Annotated in this window: 16 protein-coding genes; 4 read left to right on the top strand and 12 right to left on the bottom strand. The window is 34.1% G+C overall.

Annotated elements, in window-relative coordinates; genetic code table 11:
• Both BUB90_RS08830 and BUB90_RS08825 read right to left on the bottom strand, forming a co-directional pair.
• Entirely contained in the window at positions 1 to 213 is a 213-nt protein-coding gene (locus tag BUB90_RS08830; RefSeq protein WP_073286245.1) for a (2Fe-2S)-binding protein, read from the bottom strand.
• 190 nt (positions 214 to 403) lie between these two features.
• Positions 404 to 928, bottom strand: coding sequence for a 2'-5' RNA ligase family protein (locus tag BUB90_RS08825; RefSeq protein ID WP_073286241.1), 525 nt, complete (start codon positions 926 to 928; stop codon positions 404 to 406).
• A gap of 380 nt (positions 929 to 1,308) precedes the next feature.
• Here BUB90_RS08825 and BUB90_RS08820 point away from each other — a divergent pair, with 380 nt between their 5' ends.
• A complete protein-coding gene (locus tag BUB90_RS08820; RefSeq protein ID WP_073286238.1) occupies positions 1,309 to 2,595 on the top strand; it encodes a Glu/Leu/Phe/Val family dehydrogenase in 1,287 nt (428 codons plus the stop codon).
• Between the two features lie 175 nt (positions 2,596 to 2,770).
• Entirely contained in the window at positions 2,771 to 5,899 is a 3,129-nt protein-coding gene (locus BUB90_RS08815; protein WP_073286235.1) for a PEP/pyruvate-binding domain-containing protein, read from the top strand.
• Between the two features lie 175 nt (positions 5,900 to 6,074).
• On the opposite strand, the gene BUB90_RS08810 is transcribed toward BUB90_RS08815, so the two are convergent.
• Entirely contained in the window at positions 6,075 to 6,533 is a 459-nt protein-coding gene (locus BUB90_RS08810; RefSeq protein WP_073286232.1) for an Lrp/AsnC family transcriptional regulator, read from the bottom strand.
• A gap of 168 nt (positions 6,534 to 6,701) precedes the next feature.
• Between BUB90_RS08810 and BUB90_RS08805 the strand changes: the two genes are divergently transcribed.
• Positions 6,702 to 8,027 carry an MATE family efflux transporter gene (locus BUB90_RS08805; protein WP_073286228.1) on the top strand — a complete coding sequence of 442 codons (1,326 nt, stop codon included), beginning with the start codon at positions 6,702 to 6,704 and terminating at the stop codon, positions 8,025 to 8,027.
• Between the two features lie 165 nt (positions 8,028 to 8,192).
• On the opposite strand, the gene BUB90_RS08800 is transcribed toward BUB90_RS08805, so the two are convergent.
• The 8 genes from BUB90_RS08800 to ku all read right to left on the bottom strand — a co-directional run bounded on the left by BUB90_RS08800 (position 8,193) and on the right by ku (position 16,481).
• Positions 8,193 to 9,764 carry an ABC transporter permease/substrate-binding protein gene (locus tag BUB90_RS08800; protein WP_073286225.1) on the bottom strand — a complete coding sequence of 524 codons (1,572 nt, stop codon included), beginning with the start codon at positions 9,762 to 9,764 and terminating at the stop codon, positions 8,193 to 8,195.
• Between the two features lies 1 nt (position 9,765).
• Positions 9,766 to 10,899 carry an ABC transporter ATP-binding protein gene (locus BUB90_RS08795; protein WP_073286221.1) on the bottom strand — a complete coding sequence of 378 codons (1,134 nt, stop codon included), beginning with the start codon at positions 10,897 to 10,899 and terminating at the stop codon, positions 9,766 to 9,768.
• A 276-nt stretch (positions 10,900 to 11,175) separates the two neighbouring features.
• Complete coding sequence (locus BUB90_RS08790; RefSeq protein WP_073286218.1) at positions 11,176 to 11,817, bottom strand: TrkA C-terminal domain-containing protein; 642 nt, start codon at positions 11,815 to 11,817, stop codon at positions 11,176 to 11,178.
• A gap of 138 nt (positions 11,818 to 11,955) precedes the next feature.
• Positions 11,956 to 13,365: a glycoside hydrolase family 5 protein gene (locus BUB90_RS08785; RefSeq protein ID WP_073286215.1), complete on the bottom strand. Its 1,410-nt coding sequence runs from the start codon at positions 13,363 to 13,365 to the stop codon at positions 11,956 to 11,958.
• Between the two features lie 157 nt (positions 13,366 to 13,522).
• A complete protein-coding gene (gene ygiD / locus BUB90_RS08780; protein WP_073286210.1) occupies positions 13,523 to 14,293 on the bottom strand; it encodes a 4,5-DOPA-extradiol-dioxygenase in 771 nt (256 codons plus the stop codon).
• Positions 14,294 to 14,392: 99 nt separating this feature from the next.
• The gene (locus BUB90_RS08775; RefSeq protein ID WP_073286207.1) at positions 14,393 to 14,605 is read right to left on the bottom strand and encodes an HTH domain-containing protein; all 213 of its coding nucleotides are present in this window, start codon (positions 14,603 to 14,605) and stop codon (positions 14,393 to 14,395) included.
• Positions 14,606 to 14,772: 167 nt separating this feature from the next.
• Positions 14,773 to 15,711 (bottom strand): ATP-dependent DNA ligase, encoded by a 939-nt coding sequence (locus BUB90_RS08770; protein ID WP_073286204.1) that lies wholly within the window; start codon positions 15,709 to 15,711, stop codon positions 14,773 to 14,775.
• Positions 15,711 to 16,481: a non-homologous end joining protein Ku gene (ku, locus tag BUB90_RS08765; protein WP_073286201.1), complete on the bottom strand. Its 771-nt coding sequence runs from the start codon at positions 16,479 to 16,481 to the stop codon at positions 15,711 to 15,713. The genes BUB90_RS08770 and ku overlap by 1 nt, the downstream gene beginning before the upstream one ends.
• A gap of 190 nt (positions 16,482 to 16,671) precedes the next feature.
• On the opposite strand from ku, the gene BUB90_RS08760 reads away from it, so the two are divergent.
• Positions 16,672 to 17,886 carry a hypothetical protein gene (locus BUB90_RS08760; protein WP_073286198.1) on the top strand — a complete coding sequence of 405 codons (1,215 nt, stop codon included), beginning with the start codon at positions 16,672 to 16,674 and terminating at the stop codon, positions 17,884 to 17,886.
• 282 nt (positions 17,887 to 18,168) lie between these two features.
• Here BUB90_RS08760 and BUB90_RS23260 read toward each other — a convergent pair whose 3' ends face one another.
• The gene (locus BUB90_RS23260; RefSeq protein ID WP_242952513.1) at positions 18,169 to 18,321 is read right to left on the bottom strand and encodes a DUF4865 family protein; all 153 of its coding nucleotides are present in this window, start codon (positions 18,319 to 18,321) and stop codon (positions 18,169 to 18,171) included.
• Positions 18,322 to 18,347: the final 26 nt, after the last annotated feature.

Genomic DNA, 18,347 nt, shown 5'->3' with positions numbered 1-18,347 from the left:
TTAATCTTGTTTGCACTCCTCTAACAATTCCAAAATCCTAGGTGTACATCGCCTTCCTCCACAACTTCCACTTCCTGCTGAAGTTGCCTTCTGAACTTTTTCCAAAGTATCTGCACCATCTTTAATTATCTTTTTCATGGTACTTTTATTAATTGCTTTACATATACAAACCTTCGTATATTTATCTATTATCTCTTGATTTTCTTCTGCCATAGTTATTAATTCTCCTTATCTATTATTATCAGCAGCCTGTAATGATTCAATGAATGACTTCGGCATTATTTTTATAGTATTTAATAATCATACTCTACTTATTACTATAATTCTTTCATTATTCTATGTCAACAGTGTGTCTTCTTTTCCTTAAAACTGCAAATCAAATGCCATATAGCTACTTGCTCTTTTACTTCAAATCCCAGTTTCTTAACTCTTGATATGGATTTGTTTTAGCTAAACCAATTTTAGTTACTGTTCCCTCAAACATTCTAAAATTATTCTGTAACGTTTTAAATGCCATAAGCATTTCCTCTACTGATAGTTTTTTCCCAATCGTAGTATGCGGCATCCACTGCAGAGGTAAATAGAATCGGCTAATTGATACGTTATCAACACAGGATACGGTTTCATTCACGAATACGGAAAGCTTATGCAAGTATTCATTTAATACTGGTGATAAGAATATTACATGGGGATTAAAAACTCCTATAGAAACCCATTGCAACTTACCAGCCTTGATATCATGAACCTTGCAATCAAACAAATCAATTACTTTGTTCACTTGATCGGTTTCAAATGCAGATATTGTTATGTGTGGTGGGACACCTGCTTCTATCATATAACGATTCTCACTTTTTTCGGCTACCTTGTGTATAAGCCGTCTGATTTTATTATCTGCATTTTCATCAAAATATATAGAAATTAAATACATATCGTTCTCTCTTTCACTAATAAACCGTACTCACTCAGTCTCAAACTGTCCACTACGGTACTTTTTACCACCTTGATTCTAACAGGCGAATGTTTTACTAATCCTCATTGTATCATATTTTAACTGTATTATTCTATCGCTACTTATCTTTGTAACACGATCCAAGCTATTTACACTTGTTAGATTCGTACGCCTTGAAAATTATATCAATAAATGCTTGCAATAAGAGCAGTAAAATATACCCTCACATTGTAACACATTTCAATGATCTGTTAATTCGTTGACAATATCCTATTATATAGTATAATTAAATCAATGTTTCAACACTTTACTTCGTAATAGTCGTTGAACATAAAATCCAAAATAAAGTGAGGTAAAAAATGGAGAATAAAACTTATAATCCTTATGTTTCAGCCCAAACACAATTTGATAATGTGGCTAATCTGATTGATTTAGATCAAGCAACTCGAGAATTATTAAGACAACCAAACAAAGAATTTCATGTCACTATTCCTGTAAAAATGGATGATGGAACAACAAAGGTTTTCAACGGTTATAGAATTCAGCATAACGATGCAAGAGGCCCTGCTAAGGGTGGAATTCGTTTTCATCCTCAGGAGACTGTAGATACGATCCGAGCTTTATCTTTATGGATGACATGGAAATGTGCTGTAGTTGATATTCCTTTAGGTGGGGCAAAGGGTGGAATCATATGTGATCCTCATAATATGTCAATGGCAGAACAAGAAAGACTATGCCGTGGATATGTCAGACAACTTTCAAAGGTAATGGGACCAGTGGTAGATGTACCTGCTCCTGATGTTATGACCAATGGTCAACATATGTTATGGATGATGGATGAATATGAGACAATCAATGGTGGTCATTACCCTGGTACAATCACAGGAAAGCCAGTTGGAATGGGAGGCTCTTTGGGTCGTACGGAAGCAACTGGGTATGGCGTTATTTATACATTAAGAGAAGCTTTGAAAGCGTTACATATTGATATTGCAACTACAACAGCAAGTATACAAGGATTTGGAAATGTTGCTGAATATGCTGCCCGTCTTTACAAGGAATTAGGTGGAAAAATCGTTGCCATTTCATGCTGGGATAATGAAGATAAAAGATCATATACCTATCGTAATCTTAATGGTATCGATGTAGATCAATTAGTATCTATTAAAAATTCTTTTGGTTCTATTAATAAGCAAAAAGCCATTGAATTAGGTTTTGAATTATTAGATGGTGATGAATGGATCGCACAAGATGTAGATATTCTTCTTCCATGTGCGTTAGAAAACCAAATAACTCCTCCCGCACTAGAAAAGATTAGTGCACAAGTAAAAGTAATCTGTGAAGGTGCTAATGGACCTACAACACCAGATAGTGATGAAATTATAAAAGCTAAAAACATTTATCTTGTTCCTGATTTTCTTTGCAACGCCGGTGGCGTTACTTGTAGTTACTTTGAACAAGTTCAATGCAATATGAATTATTTCTGGCCGAAAGAAGAAGTACTTGAAAAACTTGACCAAAAAATGACAAGTGCGTTCCAAGCTGTACATAAACTTTCACAGGAGAAAAATCTTTATATGCGCGATGCAGCATATGTCATTGCAATAAATCGTGTAGCAGAAGCAGTTAAACTTCGTGGTTGGGTATAGTTGGTAATTTTTTGTACTGATTCAGTCGTAATAACATTGCGCACTGATAGAGATAGAACATGCGCTTAAAACCATGTTCTATCTCTAATTTATGATTTAATACTCTTTATTCATAAAATTACTTATTTTACTGTTTTTATCATTCCCTTATATCAAGAAAGGATGGGCAAGCAGGATGAACCACTACGGAACAATATCAAAAGATGATTTGGTTGAACGGGCAAAAGAATTAGAATGCCTATATCTAATTGAAGAATCCTTAACCAAAGATTCATTGACTGAGAGTCTGGAAAAAATCCCATCTATAATACCAATGGGATTTCGTAACCCAGATAGCTGCAAGGCAGTAATCGAGTTTGATAAACAGATTTTCTCTCCTGACGAAAAAATTGAAGATGGGGAAGAACTAGAATCGGCAATAATCGTTAATAATCAAAACCGTGGATATATTAAAGTTATGTACCCAAAGAACACCTTTAAGACTGGTGACATTGCTTTCTTAGAACATGAAGTTCGTCTTCTAAACACCATAGCAAGAAGGTTTTCAGAGACTATTGATAAGAAAGACTCCGTTCAAAAATATAATTACAGAAACCGCTGGGAAGCGATTCTTGATTTATTACAAAAAACCGATCATGAAATCTTACTTTATGTTTGTGAGAAAATGCTTGCACTTTTAGCTTCCATTAATCCCAAGATGGTTAAAAATATTTTTAATGAAATGGGCTGGGTAAAGTACAATTTGAATAGCGAAGTTAATTTTCCACTTGAAACACTTCCTGCAGTTGATGTTATCCGTTTCAGTAAGATTCTATTTGGTAATTCATTAATAAACCTAGATGATATTCAAATTTATGATTATATAAATCTATGGATTTATCAGGGAAAAACATATGAATTAATAAAAATAGTTGACAAAAAAGATTCTGATGTTAAAAAAATCTCTCACGCTCTCTCTGCCTATTTGAAAGCAGTAAAAAACAACGAGATGACAAGTGAAGCAACGAAAAGATGGTTAAAAGTTGAATTAACAAGGCGCTTTATTACAGGCAATCCAAAATTGATCTCCAGAATTCATAACCATGTCCATATAGAGGCCTTTCATAAACTGCTTGATTCTTTTATAAGTTCTCCAAGAAGCATTGGACGGATTGGTGGAAAAGGTTCTGGCTTTTTCCTTGCAAATCAAATTCTTGAATCACATAAAGACGAATTTCTAGAGTTTGAGAATATCATAACACCAAAGACTTGGTATATCTCTTCTGACGAATTTGGATACTTGCTAGAAGATAATGGATTTGATGAGTTAAATGAGCATAAATACCTTGATATGATTGATATCCGTACTAGTTATCCACGAGTAATTCAGATGTTAAAGAACGCCAGACTATCACCATACATATTAAATGAACTTAATAAAATTGTGGATTGCAGTGAGGATTGTCCATTAATTATTCGTTCTTCTAGTGTCTTAGAGGACCAGATTGATACCTCTTTTTCCGGAAAATATAAAAGTCTCTTTATAACGAATACAGGTACAAGAGCAGAACGAATCAAACAACTAGTTGATGGTATCTTAGAGGTTTACGCCTCAATCTTTAATCCTGATTCGATTCAATACCGAATTAAAAACGATTTGCTTGACTGCAATGAACAGATGGGTATTATGATTCAAGAAGTGGTTGGTACTAAAGTGGGTCCCTACTACTTCCCACTCTTTGCTGGAGTTGCGTTTAGTAATAATGAGTTGCGTTGGTCTCCTCGTATAAAAAGGGAAGATGGATTACTTAGAATGGTTATGGGTCTAGGAACAAGAGCTGTTGATCGTGTAGGCGAAGACTATCCTCTCCTACTCTCCCCAGGACAAGCCAATCTTCGGGTTAATCAGTCCCCTAGGGAGATATCAAAATACTCTCCTCAATATATGGATTTAATAGATTTAGATAACAATCAATTCCTTACCTTACCTATTCATCAAGTAATAAAAGAATACGGTGATCATATTCCACATATCAACTTGGTTGCATCGGTACTAAACAATGATATCATTATGGACTCAAATCCTTTCACTACAGATTTTAAGAATGATAATATTATAATTACCTTAGATGGATTGGTAAAGAAAACCTCATTCGTTAAACAAGTTAAATCCATTCTCTCTTTGTTGCAGAAAAAACTTGGTTATCCTGTAGATATTGAATTTGCTAGTGATGGTAAACATTTTTATCTACTCCAATGTAGGCCACAAAGTCAAAACTATGATAATGCTCCCGTTGCTATTCCAACTAATATACCTTTCCAAAGTATCATATTTACTGCTAACAAATATATTTCCAACGGAAAAGTAACAGGTATAAAAACTGTAGTCTATGTGGACCCCATCGAATATTCTAAATTAGAATCACATAAAGATCTATTAAATATTCGAAATATTATCCATGAATTAAATCAGATATTACCACGAAAAAGCTTCATACTACTTGGTCCTGGACGTTGGGGAAGTCGTGGAGATATCAAACTGGGTGTACCCGTGGCTTATTCCGATATAAATAATACCGCAATGTTAATAGAAGTGGCTAACAAACAATCAAGATTCGAACCCGAGTTATCCTTTGGGACTCACTTCTTTCAAGATTTGGTAGAGGAAAACATTAAATATCTTCCATTATATCCAGAAGATAACGATTCTATATTTAATCGTTCTTTTTTTAATAGTTCAAAGAATGCTTTATCTAAGATCTTACCTATGTACTCCTATCTTGATGAAGCGGTAAGGGTTATTACAATAGAAGAAACATTTTTTAATAAAGAACTTATTGTATTAATGAACGGAGACTTACAAAAGGCGATTGCTTATCTCGAAGAGCCTTCTCAAAGTAATTCTGGTTCTATTTCTCATGATATTACTATTCCTAAAGATAGTGCACATAATGACGAGGGTTGGAAGTGGCGACATTATATGGCTGAACAAATAGCAAATCAGATTGATATGGAAGCTTTTAGCGTGAAAGGCATCTATCTTTTTGGCAGTACCAATAACTGTACTGCTAGGCTTAACAGTGACATTGATTTATTAATTCATTTTGATGGAACCGTAGAAACCAAAGAAAAGCTGAATGACTGGCTTCTTGGCTGGAGCTTAGCCTTATCTGAGATGAATTATATAAAAACTGGATATAAATCAGATGGTTTATTGGATATCCACTACATAACTGATCAGGATATTATAGATAAAACTTCCTATGCTATAAAGATTAATTCTATCTTTGATCCTGCATATCCTCTAAGACTTCGAACGCAATGATAAAATATAGCCAGCTCGTTTTAGCAAGACTCTGGATACATAAAATCCTCTATCTCCCCTATTAAAAGGAGATAGAGGATACTTTTTTGACAACAATAACATCTATTTGCCGTCCTGCTTGCAAGACCTCTCCTACAGATTTAAAATCTCATTGACCTACATCCCTATTTAAAATCTATAATCTAAGTCCCTTAATATCCTTAATACGAGATAAAATCACATTACTACTTAATTCAGTTACTCCCGGTAACGTTCGAATAGTTTCTGACAAAAATATTTCCATCTCCTCCTGATTTGAAGCAATTGCATGAACATGTAATTTATTTTTTCCAGAAACCTGATAGATCTGGGTGACTAACTCGTTTTCTTTTAGAATTCCAACTACGGTTTCGTAACTTGCAGGCTTCATTTCAATCTCAAAATAACACGAGATTGCTCCATTTATCTTTTGCGGATTAATAATCGTAGTATATTCTTCGATTATCTTACGTTCCTCCAAAGAACGAATCCTAGTTTTTACTGCCACCCTAGATAATCCTACCGCCTCACCAATATCAGAGTAAGACATGCGAGCGTTTTGAATCAATAATTCTACAATCTTTCTATCCGTTACATCTAATCCACTCAAAAACATGTATCAAATCTCCTTCCCACTAATAAAAATATCTTACTCTATTTTAAAAAGAAAAACAATGTTAGCATTTAAACCCTCTTATTCGTTGACAATTTTTGCATCTTCTTATATGATACTTACATAACGTATGCGAAAACTTACACTTCGTAACTAAGGAGGAATCAAACAATGAATCGAGATCTGACCAAAGGAAATGTCACCAAATCTATACTGCTGTTTGCTGGTCCAATGATTGTGGGTAATCTATTACAGCAGCTTTATAATGTAGCGGATACCTTTATTGTGGGAAAATACATAGGGCCTGAAGCATTGGCAGCCGTTGGTTCTTCCTTTACACTAATGACCTTCCTAACCTCAATTGTTCTAGGACTTTGTATGGGGAGTGGTGTGGTATTTTCTATGTTGTTTGGTGCAGGGAAGATAGAAAAACTAAAGTCTAGTTTTTTGATGTCATTTTTATTCATAGGGATGATTACTGTCATTTTAACCATATCTGTCATAATTTTTACCACCCCACTATTAAAACTACTTCAGATTCCTAATGAAATTCTCGCAGAAACAATAAGCTATATAACGGTGATTTTTTATGGAATTATATTCACCTTTTTCTATAACTATTTTGCCTCCTTATTACGATCTATTGGAAATTCATTTATTCCCTTGGTATTCTTAGCCATTTCTGCCCTGTTAAATATAATACTTGATCTTGTATTTATTATTACCTTTGATATGGGTGTAGCCGGTGCCGCCTGGGCAACTATTATAGCGCAAGGTGTATCAGCAATATGTGTTACTCTTTATTGCTATATGAAACTTGAGGTTATCCGTTTGAAACGATCTGATCTACATCTTGATTTTTTAGTATTACGAGAAATTTCTCAATACTCTATTTTGACCTGTGTACAGCAGTCCATTATGAATTTTGGTATATTAATGATACAAGGACTAGTTAATAGTTTTGGCGTAGCGGTGATGGCAGCGTTTTCCGCTGCGGTAAAAATCGATGCTTTCGCATATATGCCTGTACAAGACTTTGGTAACGCATTTTCCACATTCATCGCACAAAATCATGGAGCAGAAAAAAAAGAACGCATTCAAAAAGGTGTTCGCTCAGCAATTAAAGTTACTTTGTTATTTTGTATTTTAGTTTCAATCGGTGTATCCCTATTTGCACGGCCGCTTATGTCAATCTTCGTAAAACCAGAAGAAGTAGCAATCATCAACATTGGCGTAACCTATTTGCGTATTGAGAGTGCATTCTACTGTGGTATTGGATTCCTGTTTCTCCTTTACGGCTTTTATCGTGGCATTGGAAAACCAGGAGTATCTGTTATACTTACGGTGGTCTCACTAGGAACACGTGTTATACTTGCGTATCTCTTAGCATCGATTCCTTCAATTGGCCTTATAGGAATATGGTGGGCAATTCCAATCGGTTGGATACTAGCAGATCTCATCGGCTTTTTATACTATCGTCGTTATCGTCGTTTATAAAGATACAGGGCAATCTCACCTAATAAGGTAGTTTTGCCCTGTTTTAATTACATCCTATTCTATCTTCCATGTAAATTGGATTTTTACATAACTAGTAAAATCTATATAAACTCTCCAGAAACGATTTCTTCTTCAAATAGAACAACTCTTTCAGGACTTGTTTTTTTAATCAATAAATCCATTCTCCACTAAGAAATCTCTTGCAACTACATCTGGTTCCATTTGCAGTTCATCTACTTTATAATTTAATTCCATCATTATTTCATCTGTTAACTTAGAACCCAGTTCCTCGATAATTGGAACAATCTCTGGGTATTCCTCAACAACCTCATCCCTTACTAATGGGATTGCATAATATGGTGGGAAGAAATTCTTATCATCTTCTAATGTTACTAAATCAAACTTTTTAAGTAGTCCATCCGTTGAAAAAGCATCGATTACATCAGTTTCGTTATTCGTTAGGGCTAGATATCTTGATGCCCCATCTAAACCTACCGTATCCTTGAACTGAAATCCATAATGCTTCATAAGGCCTAATAACCCATCTTCTCTGTTTAAGAATTCAAACGTGGTTCCTGCTGTCAACTTAGACGCAACACCTTTTAAATCGCTAATGGATTTTAAATTATACTTTTTAGCTGTTTCTTCTTTCACCGCAACTACATACGTATTATTAAATCCCATCTGTTTTAATACATCTATATTATATTGCTCCTTAAAATCTTTCTTTACTGTATTATAAACTGCCTCCATATCTGTACTTGGTGGATAATTCAGTGTATCTCCATAGGCGGTTCCACTATAATCAAAATACATATCAATACTTCTTGAGTTAAGAGCCGAAAAACATACTTGTGTACCACCTAAATTTATTTTTCTCTCTACTGTAATATCTGTTTTTTCTTCAATTAGATCGGAGAACATGTTTGCTAAGATAAGCTGTTCGGTGAAATCTTTACTTCCAATCTTAATTACTTTATCAGATCTATTCATACTAGATAATCCTGAAACAACAAAAGTAATAACAAGTAGAATTGCTGTTGCAGATAGTATACCCTTTTGTATCTTTCTTTGTTTCATTTGTTTCTCTTTGGTATTCGCCGTTTTTTGTAGACTGATTGGAGTCACTAGCTTTTCTACTAATCCCACTAGATAATCCACAAACAGAGCCAATATACATGCAGGTATCGCACCAGCTAGAATCTGATAGTTATTAACGGTTCTGATTCCAGAGAATACTAAGAAACCAAGCCCACCAGCACCGATAAAAGCTGCCATTGTCATAAGTCCTACCGCAGTAACTGCCGAAATCCTTATCCCTGCCATGATGACTGGAAGCGCTAATGGGATCTGTACCTTAATAAGGATTTGTAATTTCGTAAGTCCTATCCCCTTTGAAGCTTCTATAATATCGGGATTAATACTTTGAATTCCTGTATAAGTATTCTTTATTATAGGTAATAAAGAATACAAAATAACCATAACGATTGCAGGTAAGGTTCCAATTCCGAGGAATGGTATTGCAAAACCTAAAAGAGCCATACTTGGTATTGCTTGTATCACATTGGCTACTCCCAATATCGGTTTGTTTAATTTCTTCACATAACTAATTAATATACCAAGTGGTACACCTATTAAAATAGCAAAACCAACAGCAATTGCCGTAAGCTTAATGTGTTCTATGCTTAAGGAGATAATTTGATCTTTGTTTTGGGTTATATATTCTATGAAATTCATATTATACTAATACCTCCTCTTCCTCTAAATAAGGTTGGCTTAGTGTTGTTACTAAGCTACTCTTCGTGATTAGACCTAGGAGAATATTCTCATCAGACAATACTGGAATGTTAGATACGTTATTATCATCTACTACTTTTAGAATGTGAACTATATCATCGTCCAAACGGACCCCTAAGATATCCGTGTTCATAATCTGACCTACTTCCTGTGTGCGGTCAGACTGTCTTTGTAATTGTTTTGCATTTACTATACCTAGTAATTTATTGGTTTTGTTTTCAACCACCATTAGACTATCCACTTTATAGGAACGCATCTTTTCTACACAACGAAGCAATGTCATATTGACACTACAAGTAACTGGAGAATCAATCATAATATCCTCCGCTTTAATATATTCAGGAGAAGCCCATATTCGGTTTTTTCCAACGAATTCTGACACGAATTCATTCTTTGGGTTTTTCAGAATGTTTTCTGGTGTATCATACTGAAGAATCTCACCATCTTTCATGATACAAATCATGTCTGCAATCTTTACAGCTTCGTCCATATCATGGGTAACAAATACAATCGTTTTCTTCAATTGCGACTGTAGATTCACTAACTCATCTTGGAGTCCAGTACGTGTAATTGGATCAAGCGCTGAGAAAGGTTCATCCATTAGTATGATATCTGGGTCTGTCGCAAAGGCTCTAGCAACTCCAACTCTTTGTTGCTGCCCACCACTTAATTCAACTGGATAACGATTTAGGTATTCATCTGGATCAAGACCTACCATATCCATTAATTTAGCGGTTGTCTCAATTATAGAATTGGCATCATATTTTTCAGTTCTAGGAATTAATTCAATATTCTCCTTTACAGTCATATGTGGAAGCAATCCTGTTTGTTGAATTACATACCCCATATTACGTCGCAGTTTAATGACATCCTTCTTTTCAATATCTTCACCATTAATGTAGATCCGTCCAGTTGATGGTTTAATCAATCGATTAATCATCTTAAGTGTAGTCGTTTTACCACAACCACTTGCACCAATGAATGCCACTAATTTTCCTTTTTCAATTTCAAGTGATATATTTTTTAATATTGTTTTATCTTTATATGTCTTAGTAACATTTTCGAATTTTATCATACTTTTACCTCCCTTTATTTCGATATCAGTATTTCAAATTTTCAATAGTAACAACCTAATGTTATACTAAAGTTGTTACTTTGTCAAATAGTAAATTTTTAGGAATTAATAAAAATCCATTTTTAATATAAAGTATATTCTCACTTTTTTTACACAATACTATACAATTTCAGTACAATACTTTATATAAAATTCGCAAAAAAAATCTGATAAAATATTCAAATATATCCTTAGTTTTCAGGTACTATACTTGATTATTAAATCAGATTTTTTATATTATTCTTCTACACTATTAGGATAAATAAAATTATAAACCCTTTCTGTACTCTTCTCATCCCCTACATAATATACAATATCCTCCGGTAAAAAGGCTGTATATGGGCCAGGTGATCGTAATAGTTCATTATTTCTCTTAATGGCAACAATTGTTGCAGATGTATTATGCCAAAAATTCATTTCTGAAATCGTTTTGTTTAACAAAGGCGTATCTGCTGTGATTTCAATTTCGTAAGGCACAAAAGGATTGCTTGAACGATATCGATCCATCTTATCAATTAATTTTGTTACACTTTCATTAAAGTAATCAATCTCTTTTAATTGTCTATTAACACTCCCCATGATATCTTTTTTCAAATCATGAATGGTTTGTATATCATTATATTGATGAACAAATTGGACCGCCTTTTCATAGGATTTTATGACCACTCCACTGCCTTTTGTACTCTCGACAATATCAAGGTCTACTAAGATACTAATCGCTCTTCTCGCCGTTTCGGCAGAAACCCCATATTGACTTGCTATAGAGGAACGCGTGTATATCTTATCTCCTACCTTATACTTCTTATCCACTATCTTCGCTGCAATATCCGTAGCTATTTGTTGATATCTTGGGCTTGTTAATTTGGAATTCTTTATCATTGTGCTGTTTCTCCTTAATACATACCTTAACTTGTGCAATATGGATTCTCATAGTTTAATTTTTGTATTCTATTATCCACGTACTATATTAGTATTATTCTATGAAATTATCAATAGCGTTTTTGTAACTGTTTATCCTTATTGATTTCCATAGTGTTCATTTAAGGAGATACCGTTGTTTCCTAATGGAATCTGATGATCCAGTCCAATAAATTTCCCTTGTCCATTTTGCCATAATGTAGACTTAACTAAGTTATATTTTGCTACATCCCATGTCTTAAAATCATATTGGAGAAGTCCTCCTGTATCACCTGAGTTAGGATTAAGACACCAAAACGTATGACTGATTCTGTTTTTAACCATGTAGTTAGCTAGTAAATTCAACCACTTTTCATTATCTTTCCCATCTAAAGTTCCACCCCACTCCCCAATAAGCAGTGGCGCGATATTTTCTTTCCCCAGATATGCCCATGAATCATACCAGTAATCATCAAGTAATGACTGCTCTGTAAAATCTTTGTGAAACCAGGTTTGATCCGATACCAATGGACCATAATCATGAGGTGAATATACCAATTGGGATTGATTTTGTCCCAAATCAATCGGATACTCTTTCGCTCTTCGTAAATTACCGCCCCACCATGCTCCATTATATACATCACTACTTTGCCACTTATCAGCATCTGCATATGTATAACCCGCTTTTGGTGTTTGTTCGATCCCTTCAACAACGATAAGAATATTAGGGTTCACTTCCAGTATAGCATTGCCACACCGTTGTGCTGCATATCTCCAGTTGTTTTCATCCATTGTATCATCCCACTTGGCAATATTGTGCGGTTCTTCCTTTGCATATCCTCTTTTTCCATGGGGTTCATTTTTAAGATCTGCCGCAATCAAAGTATCATCGTTTTTAAACTTGTTGGCAAGCCATACCCATGTATCAATCCAGATATCTGTTGTAACCATGGTACCATTCGTCATCGCTTTCCCATACCACAATTCATAATTATGTCCTGAATTGTTGGAATCTGGGCTATGGACATCTACCATAACTTTAATACCATATTCTTTACATAATTCCATTGTCCGATCAAATATTTCCATGGAATTCATTTTCGAACCGTCCGGCTTTATTAATCCCGGATTCGCATACCAGTTAACATTTACATCTGCTTTTGGCTTTCCTATCATCCAAGAATACAGTAATTCCGTAGACACAGGAATTCTAAGTAGATTAAATCCGTGATCTGCAATATCCTTAATCGCAGAACGCAATTCTACACTCCATAAACCATGGAATACACTTTCCGTACAATTAAAGCCAAACCAATTTACTCCGGTAAGCCATACTTCATTTCCATTCTTATCATATAGCTTACTACCTTTTGCATGTAACCAGTCATCACTATTCTGCGCGTCGTATACAGCACTATTATTAGACTCCGACACAGACGCAAATACCATAGGAGTCTGACTGCTTCCCAATAATACTGCCGCAGATAACACTACCGTCATTGCTTTTGATAAAAGATTTTTCACTTTCATTGATACAACTCACTCCATTCTTAATTTGATAGTATTATCATATCTTAAGAGAATGGACTTTTATTCTGTTTTTCTCATGATGTATCCTATTTCGTATTATCATGTTATCTTTCCACGAAGTAGAAAACGGTGGTGTTGAATCGCATAAAAATAATAATTACTCAAAGAAATAACTAGTCATTGATAGCGATCCTAATGCGTATGCTTTGTTAAATACGGTAATCTTATCCTGTTCATTTGTTGCTCCAAGGACATACAATAATGGTGCAAAATGATCCATGGTAGTAAAAGCTAGCGAAGAGGAATTCCCTGCTTTTTGATAATCTATAACATTATTGTTCCTTCTCTCCAAGATATTCTCATATATATAATTGTCAAATTCTTCGGCCCAAGAGTATCCTTCATTCTCTTTGTTCCAATCAATTCTAGACAGATTATGAACTACATTTCCACTACCAAGTATTAGTACCCCTTGTTCTCTAAGTTTATATAATTCTTGCCCCATTCTATAATGTTGAGCAGCAGAGGCATATCTATCCACACTCAGCTGGAAAACAGGAATATCAGCTTCTGGATATACTCTATGAAGAATAGACCACGTTCCATGATCATAGCCCCAAGAATTATCTATCATTATTTCACGACTAATCAAAGATTTCACTTCTTGTGCATAATACGGGGAACCTTTTGCATTATAGACTACTCTATAAAGTTCTTCAGGAAAACCATACATATCGTAAATTGTCTTCGCAGTATCAGTGGTCATAACTCTAGTTCCATCCGTAAACCAATGCGCCGAAATCGAAAGTATTGCTTCCGGTTTCGGTATTTTTTCTCTAAGCGCCCTCCATTCTTCAACATATTGGTTTTCTTCTATTGCATTCATTGGAGAACCATGTCCAATAAATACTACAGGCATTTTGTTCATACTATTACCTCTTTTCTTGATTATTCTATTTACAAGCAAACTTAATTAAGCAAATTAAGTGACAGTTAACACTTCTATCACATTACTATCTTACATCTTTTATAAGAAACTATCAATGTCTATGTTCGTTTCTCCAAACCTTAGTAAATCTGGAAATGCAATGTAGATTGTAATCCTTGCCAAAGATAGCGTATTGATATCTCTCATTATGGTTCTAGTTGTTACCTCAAAGCGCATAGATAGTGTTTGCGCTGTTACCCTTTTATGGTTAAGCAAATAAATAGTAATCCCAAGGAATCGTTCTATCTTCATATTTATGTTCCAGCCTTTCAATAAGCTAATCTTTTTCTAGATTGCATCTTCTGATAAATTATACCTTTTGATAGACAATTTATCTACTAGATAAGTTACAGGAAGAACCCTCCAGCCATCCTTATCGTAGATGACTGGAGGGTTCTTCCTTACTTCCATGTCAATAGCTATAATTTTTCAATTCTTATACATTCTCTTGGTGTTTTATCATTTCGAAATCCCTTAAACACGGGTTGTCTAAAAGAATCTTTATCATTCGGCATTGATTCAACTACACATACAAGATTGGGTTCTAACCATATTGCTTCTTCATTCCCTTTAGGGATATCTCCAAAAGGACAATAGCCACTAACCGTATACTTTTGTTGGTTTAAGATTCTAAGACTGACCCCTAGGGTAACATGTCCTCTATAAACCAAAGCTCCTTCATTCGTATATTGCCCAAGTACTAAGCTTGTCATGTTATTATCTTTTTCAATATAACCACATACGACACAATCATCGGTACTCATTAATTTACACTTAATCCAGTCCTTCGTTCTCTTATCAAACCAATATAAACTCTCTTTTTTCTTACCAACGATACCTTCAAGTTGTTGTTTCTTTGCTAAATCAAAGAGTAGAACTCCATCCTTTTCCACATAACGTGATACGGATAGTCGCTCAGATTCATCTACTACTTCAGATAAGATACTCTTTCGTTCTAACAATGGAAGTTTCGTTACTTCTTTATCCTTATAGTACAATATATCATAAGCAACAAAGCTTGCAGGATATTTACTATTTACTAATTGGATCTTAAACGGGTCTGACATTAATGTCCTTTTTTGAAGCTCATAAAAATCAGGAACACCATCTTTTATAACAATCAGTTCTCCATCTAGTATACACTTAGTTTTGCAATTATTGTGAATACCTTTAAGCTCAGGAAACCTTGGTAGTAACTTCATGTCTCGTTTGTTCCTCAGATCTGTACTGTTATTGCAATATGCAATACAGCGTATTCCATCTAGTTTTAATTCGAAGATACTATCGGGATCATCGTAGGGATCTAATTGTTCCGTTATAAGCATTGGCTTAATCCCTTTTGCATCGAATATATCCATTACGCAGTACCTTTCCTCGCTTGCTCAACAGTTTTTTGTAATGCCTCCATAAGATTAATGACATTATTCGGTCTACTAGGATCGCTACTAACAATTTCTTGCCCTTGTATCTTTTGTGTGATCGCATTCCTTAATTTTTCTTGATATTCATCATGGTACAAAGATATATCAAAGTCTTTAGTCATTGTATCAATCATGGTATTTGCCATACCCATCTCTTCATTGGAGATTTCAACTTTACTGATTGATCTTGGTATTTCTTGTATCTCTTCTTGATAAAATAACATCTTCGCTATGATGCAATCCTTTGTCGGATATAGAATAAGTAGTTCTTCCTTCGTTGTAAAAACTGTTTGAGCGATTGCAACTTCATTTTTATTAAGAAGCGCTTGTCTTAATAATTCATACGCCTTTTCTGCCCCTGCTTCTGGAATTACATAATAATTTTTTTCAAAGTAAATAGAATCAATATCGCTCATTTTGGCAAAATGTTCAATGTGAATCGTCTTATCTCTCTTTGACTTAATATTCTCTAATTCATCTTCTGTAAATGTTATATACTTACCTTCTTCAAACTCATAACCCTTTATTATATCCTCACTTTTTACCTCTTTATTGCAGGACGGACATATCTTCTTATACTTAATTCGTTCATGTGTATCTTTGCAAAGTTGATTAAATGATATACCTATGTCACGTGATGTCTTATATAAGCCAACAGGTATATATAATAAACCTACGCTGATTGCGCTCTTATGTGCAACTGCCATACTATCACCTCTTGTTTGAAATTTTTATTAGTATGTGCAATAAAAAATAAATTATTGAAGAAGCTAGTAATGTATGTATTTAAAAATAAAAAATTATTTAGATACAAATCAGATACATTTGAATTATATACTGTGAACATGAGTTAGATAAATAAAAAACTAATAAAAAAGTTATATGGAGGACAAAAATATGTATAAAAAAATATTAATAGCTGGATGTGTTTTAATGTCAATGGGAATGCTCTATGGTGTCAACCCAACTACTGGAAAGTCATATGCTTCTGAACAAACTACATTTACTAAACCAACTACTACTAAAACAAAAACTGTACCAATGGTTTCTTTATCAAAGTACATCAAAGGAGTTAAATCTGAAACGAAAGCAAATGCTGCATTGGAAAAGTTAATTATTGATCACTATGATATTCCTGATGAATACTTGGATTTAACTACATACTACTATAACTATGTAGATTTAAATGCTGACGGAAAGAAAGAAATATTTGTTATCGTTAGTGGTCCCTATACAAGTGGTACAGGCGGAGACTGCGCTTTGTGGATATCTCAAAGCGGCAAAAAGTTAGCTATAAAGCAAGAATTTACCTTAATGAATGCACCAATTATTATCAGTAATCATAAAACAAATGGTGTTCATGATTTAGTAGTTCCTTACTATGGCAAAGAAAATCAAAAACAATATAAGGTTTTAACCAGTGGCAAAAAAGGTTATACAAGAGTAAGTGATTCAAAAACTATAAAATCTCTAACTGGTACTAAAGGAAAGGCTATTATAGCTAATGACATACTTAAAGAAGTTAAGAATGGTAAATCAGGTATTAGTTTACATTCATCAAAAGAAACACCAAACACGAAAGAAGTTGATATGGTAGCATTACCAGCTGGTATCAAAGGTATGAAAGCCTCAACAACAGCTAATGCATCCTTAGAAAAACTAATTGCAAAAGAATACGATATTCCTGATGATTCTTTAAACCAAACAACTTATTACTACAACTATGTGGATTTAAACGATGATGGAAAAGACGAAATATTTGTTATGATTAATGGTCCGTATACAAGTGGTACAGGTGGTAATTCAGCCCTTTTAGTTTCAGAAAGCAATGGAGAACTTCATATTATCCAAAGATTCACATTAATTAACGGACCAGTTATCATCAGTGATCATAAAACTAATGATGTTCACGATTTAATAGTACCAAATTATGGTGGTGGTGCAAAAAGTCAGTACAAAGTTTTAACTAGTACTGGCGCAAGTTATACAACTGTAAATGATGCTAAAAGTATCGATACACTAGATGGTGTCAAAGGTAAAGCTATCATAGCCAATGATATAGTAAAAGAAATAGAAAATGGACAATCAGGATTAACACTACAAAAGAGATAAGAAATTAGGCTATCCTAAAGATTGAGTAAACCTCTAAATTGAAGTAAGGTAATTACAAACAGTTTGGAGGTTATTTTTATGGGAAAAAGAACACTATGACAGGCCTGATATCAAAGGCTTTATTGACATGTAAAAAAATAGATGTATAATGCAGATAAGAGCAAAACCAACTTGTGCCTTGCCCTTACTATAACTATTAACAATTCTTATATCAATTTTTCTATTTACACAAAACTTGAAACATTCTCGGATATTAGGCAATAAAACTAAATTATACATTGTTTATACAGATAAATGAAGTATTTCATAAATTGGTTTCGCTAATAGATTCTCAGGCATAGTTTCATAAAAATAGTATTCTACATACTTCCACTTATCTGGATTATAGATTAACACTTTTCCAGAACACATATCCGTATCAACGGAAAAATTCATAGGCTCCATATGTTGTATCAGTAAAC

Source organism: Anaerosporobacter mobilis DSM 15930 (assembly GCF_900142955.1).
Lineage (GTDB): Bacteria > Bacillota > Clostridia > Lachnospirales > Lachnospiraceae > Anaerosporobacter > Anaerosporobacter mobilis.
This window is presented reverse-complemented; position numbering and strand designations above follow the sequence as displayed.

Coding starts and splice junctions, on each gene's coding strand:
- BUB90_RS08830 (WP_073286245.1), bottom strand. CDS start 213: ATGGCAGAAGAAAATCAAGAGATAATAGATAAATATACGAAGGTTTGT.
- BUB90_RS08825 (WP_073286241.1), bottom strand. CDS start 928: ATGTATTTAATTTCTATATATTTTGATGAAAATGCAGATAATAAAATC.
- BUB90_RS08820 (WP_073286238.1), top strand. CDS start 1,309: ATGGAGAATAAAACTTATAATCCTTATGTTTCAGCCCAAACACAATTT.
- BUB90_RS08815 (WP_073286235.1), top strand. CDS start 2,771: ATGAACCACTACGGAACAATATCAAAAGATGATTTGGTTGAACGGGCA.
- BUB90_RS08810 (WP_073286232.1), bottom strand. CDS start 6,533: ATGTTTTTGAGTGGATTAGATGTAACGGATAGAAAGATTGTAGAATTA.
- BUB90_RS08805 (WP_073286228.1), top strand. CDS start 6,702: ATGAATCGAGATCTGACCAAAGGAAATGTCACCAAATCTATACTGCTG.
- BUB90_RS08800 (WP_073286225.1), bottom strand. CDS start 9,764: ATGAATTTCATAGAATATATAACCCAAAACAAAGATCAAATTATCTCC.
- BUB90_RS08795 (WP_073286221.1), bottom strand. CDS start 10,899: ATGATAAAATTCGAAAATGTTACTAAGACATATAAAGATAAAACAATA.
- BUB90_RS08790 (WP_073286218.1), bottom strand. CDS start 11,817: ATGATAAAGAATTCCAAATTAACAAGCCCAAGATATCAACAAATAGCT.
- BUB90_RS08785 (WP_073286215.1), bottom strand. CDS start 13,365: ATGAAAGTGAAAAATCTTTTATCAAAAGCAATGACGGTAGTGTTATCT.
- ygiD (WP_073286210.1), bottom strand. CDS start 14,293: ATGAACAAAATGCCTGTAGTATTTATTGGACATGGTTCTCCAATGAAT.
- BUB90_RS08775 (WP_073286207.1), bottom strand. CDS start 14,605: ATGAAGATAGAACGATTCCTTGGGATTACTATTTATTTGCTTAACCAT.
- BUB90_RS08770 (WP_073286204.1), bottom strand. CDS start 15,711: ATGGATATATTCGATGCAAAAGGGATTAAGCCAATGCTTATAACGGAA.
- ku (WP_073286201.1), bottom strand. CDS start 16,481: ATGGCAGTTGCACATAAGAGCGCAATCAGCGTAGGTTTATTATATATA.
- BUB90_RS08760 (WP_073286198.1), top strand. CDS start 16,672: ATGTATAAAAAAATATTAATAGCTGGATGTGTTTTAATGTCAATGGGA.
- BUB90_RS23260 (WP_242952513.1), bottom strand. CDS start 18,321: ATGAATTTTTCCGTTGATACGGATATGTGTTCTGGAAAAGTGTTAATC.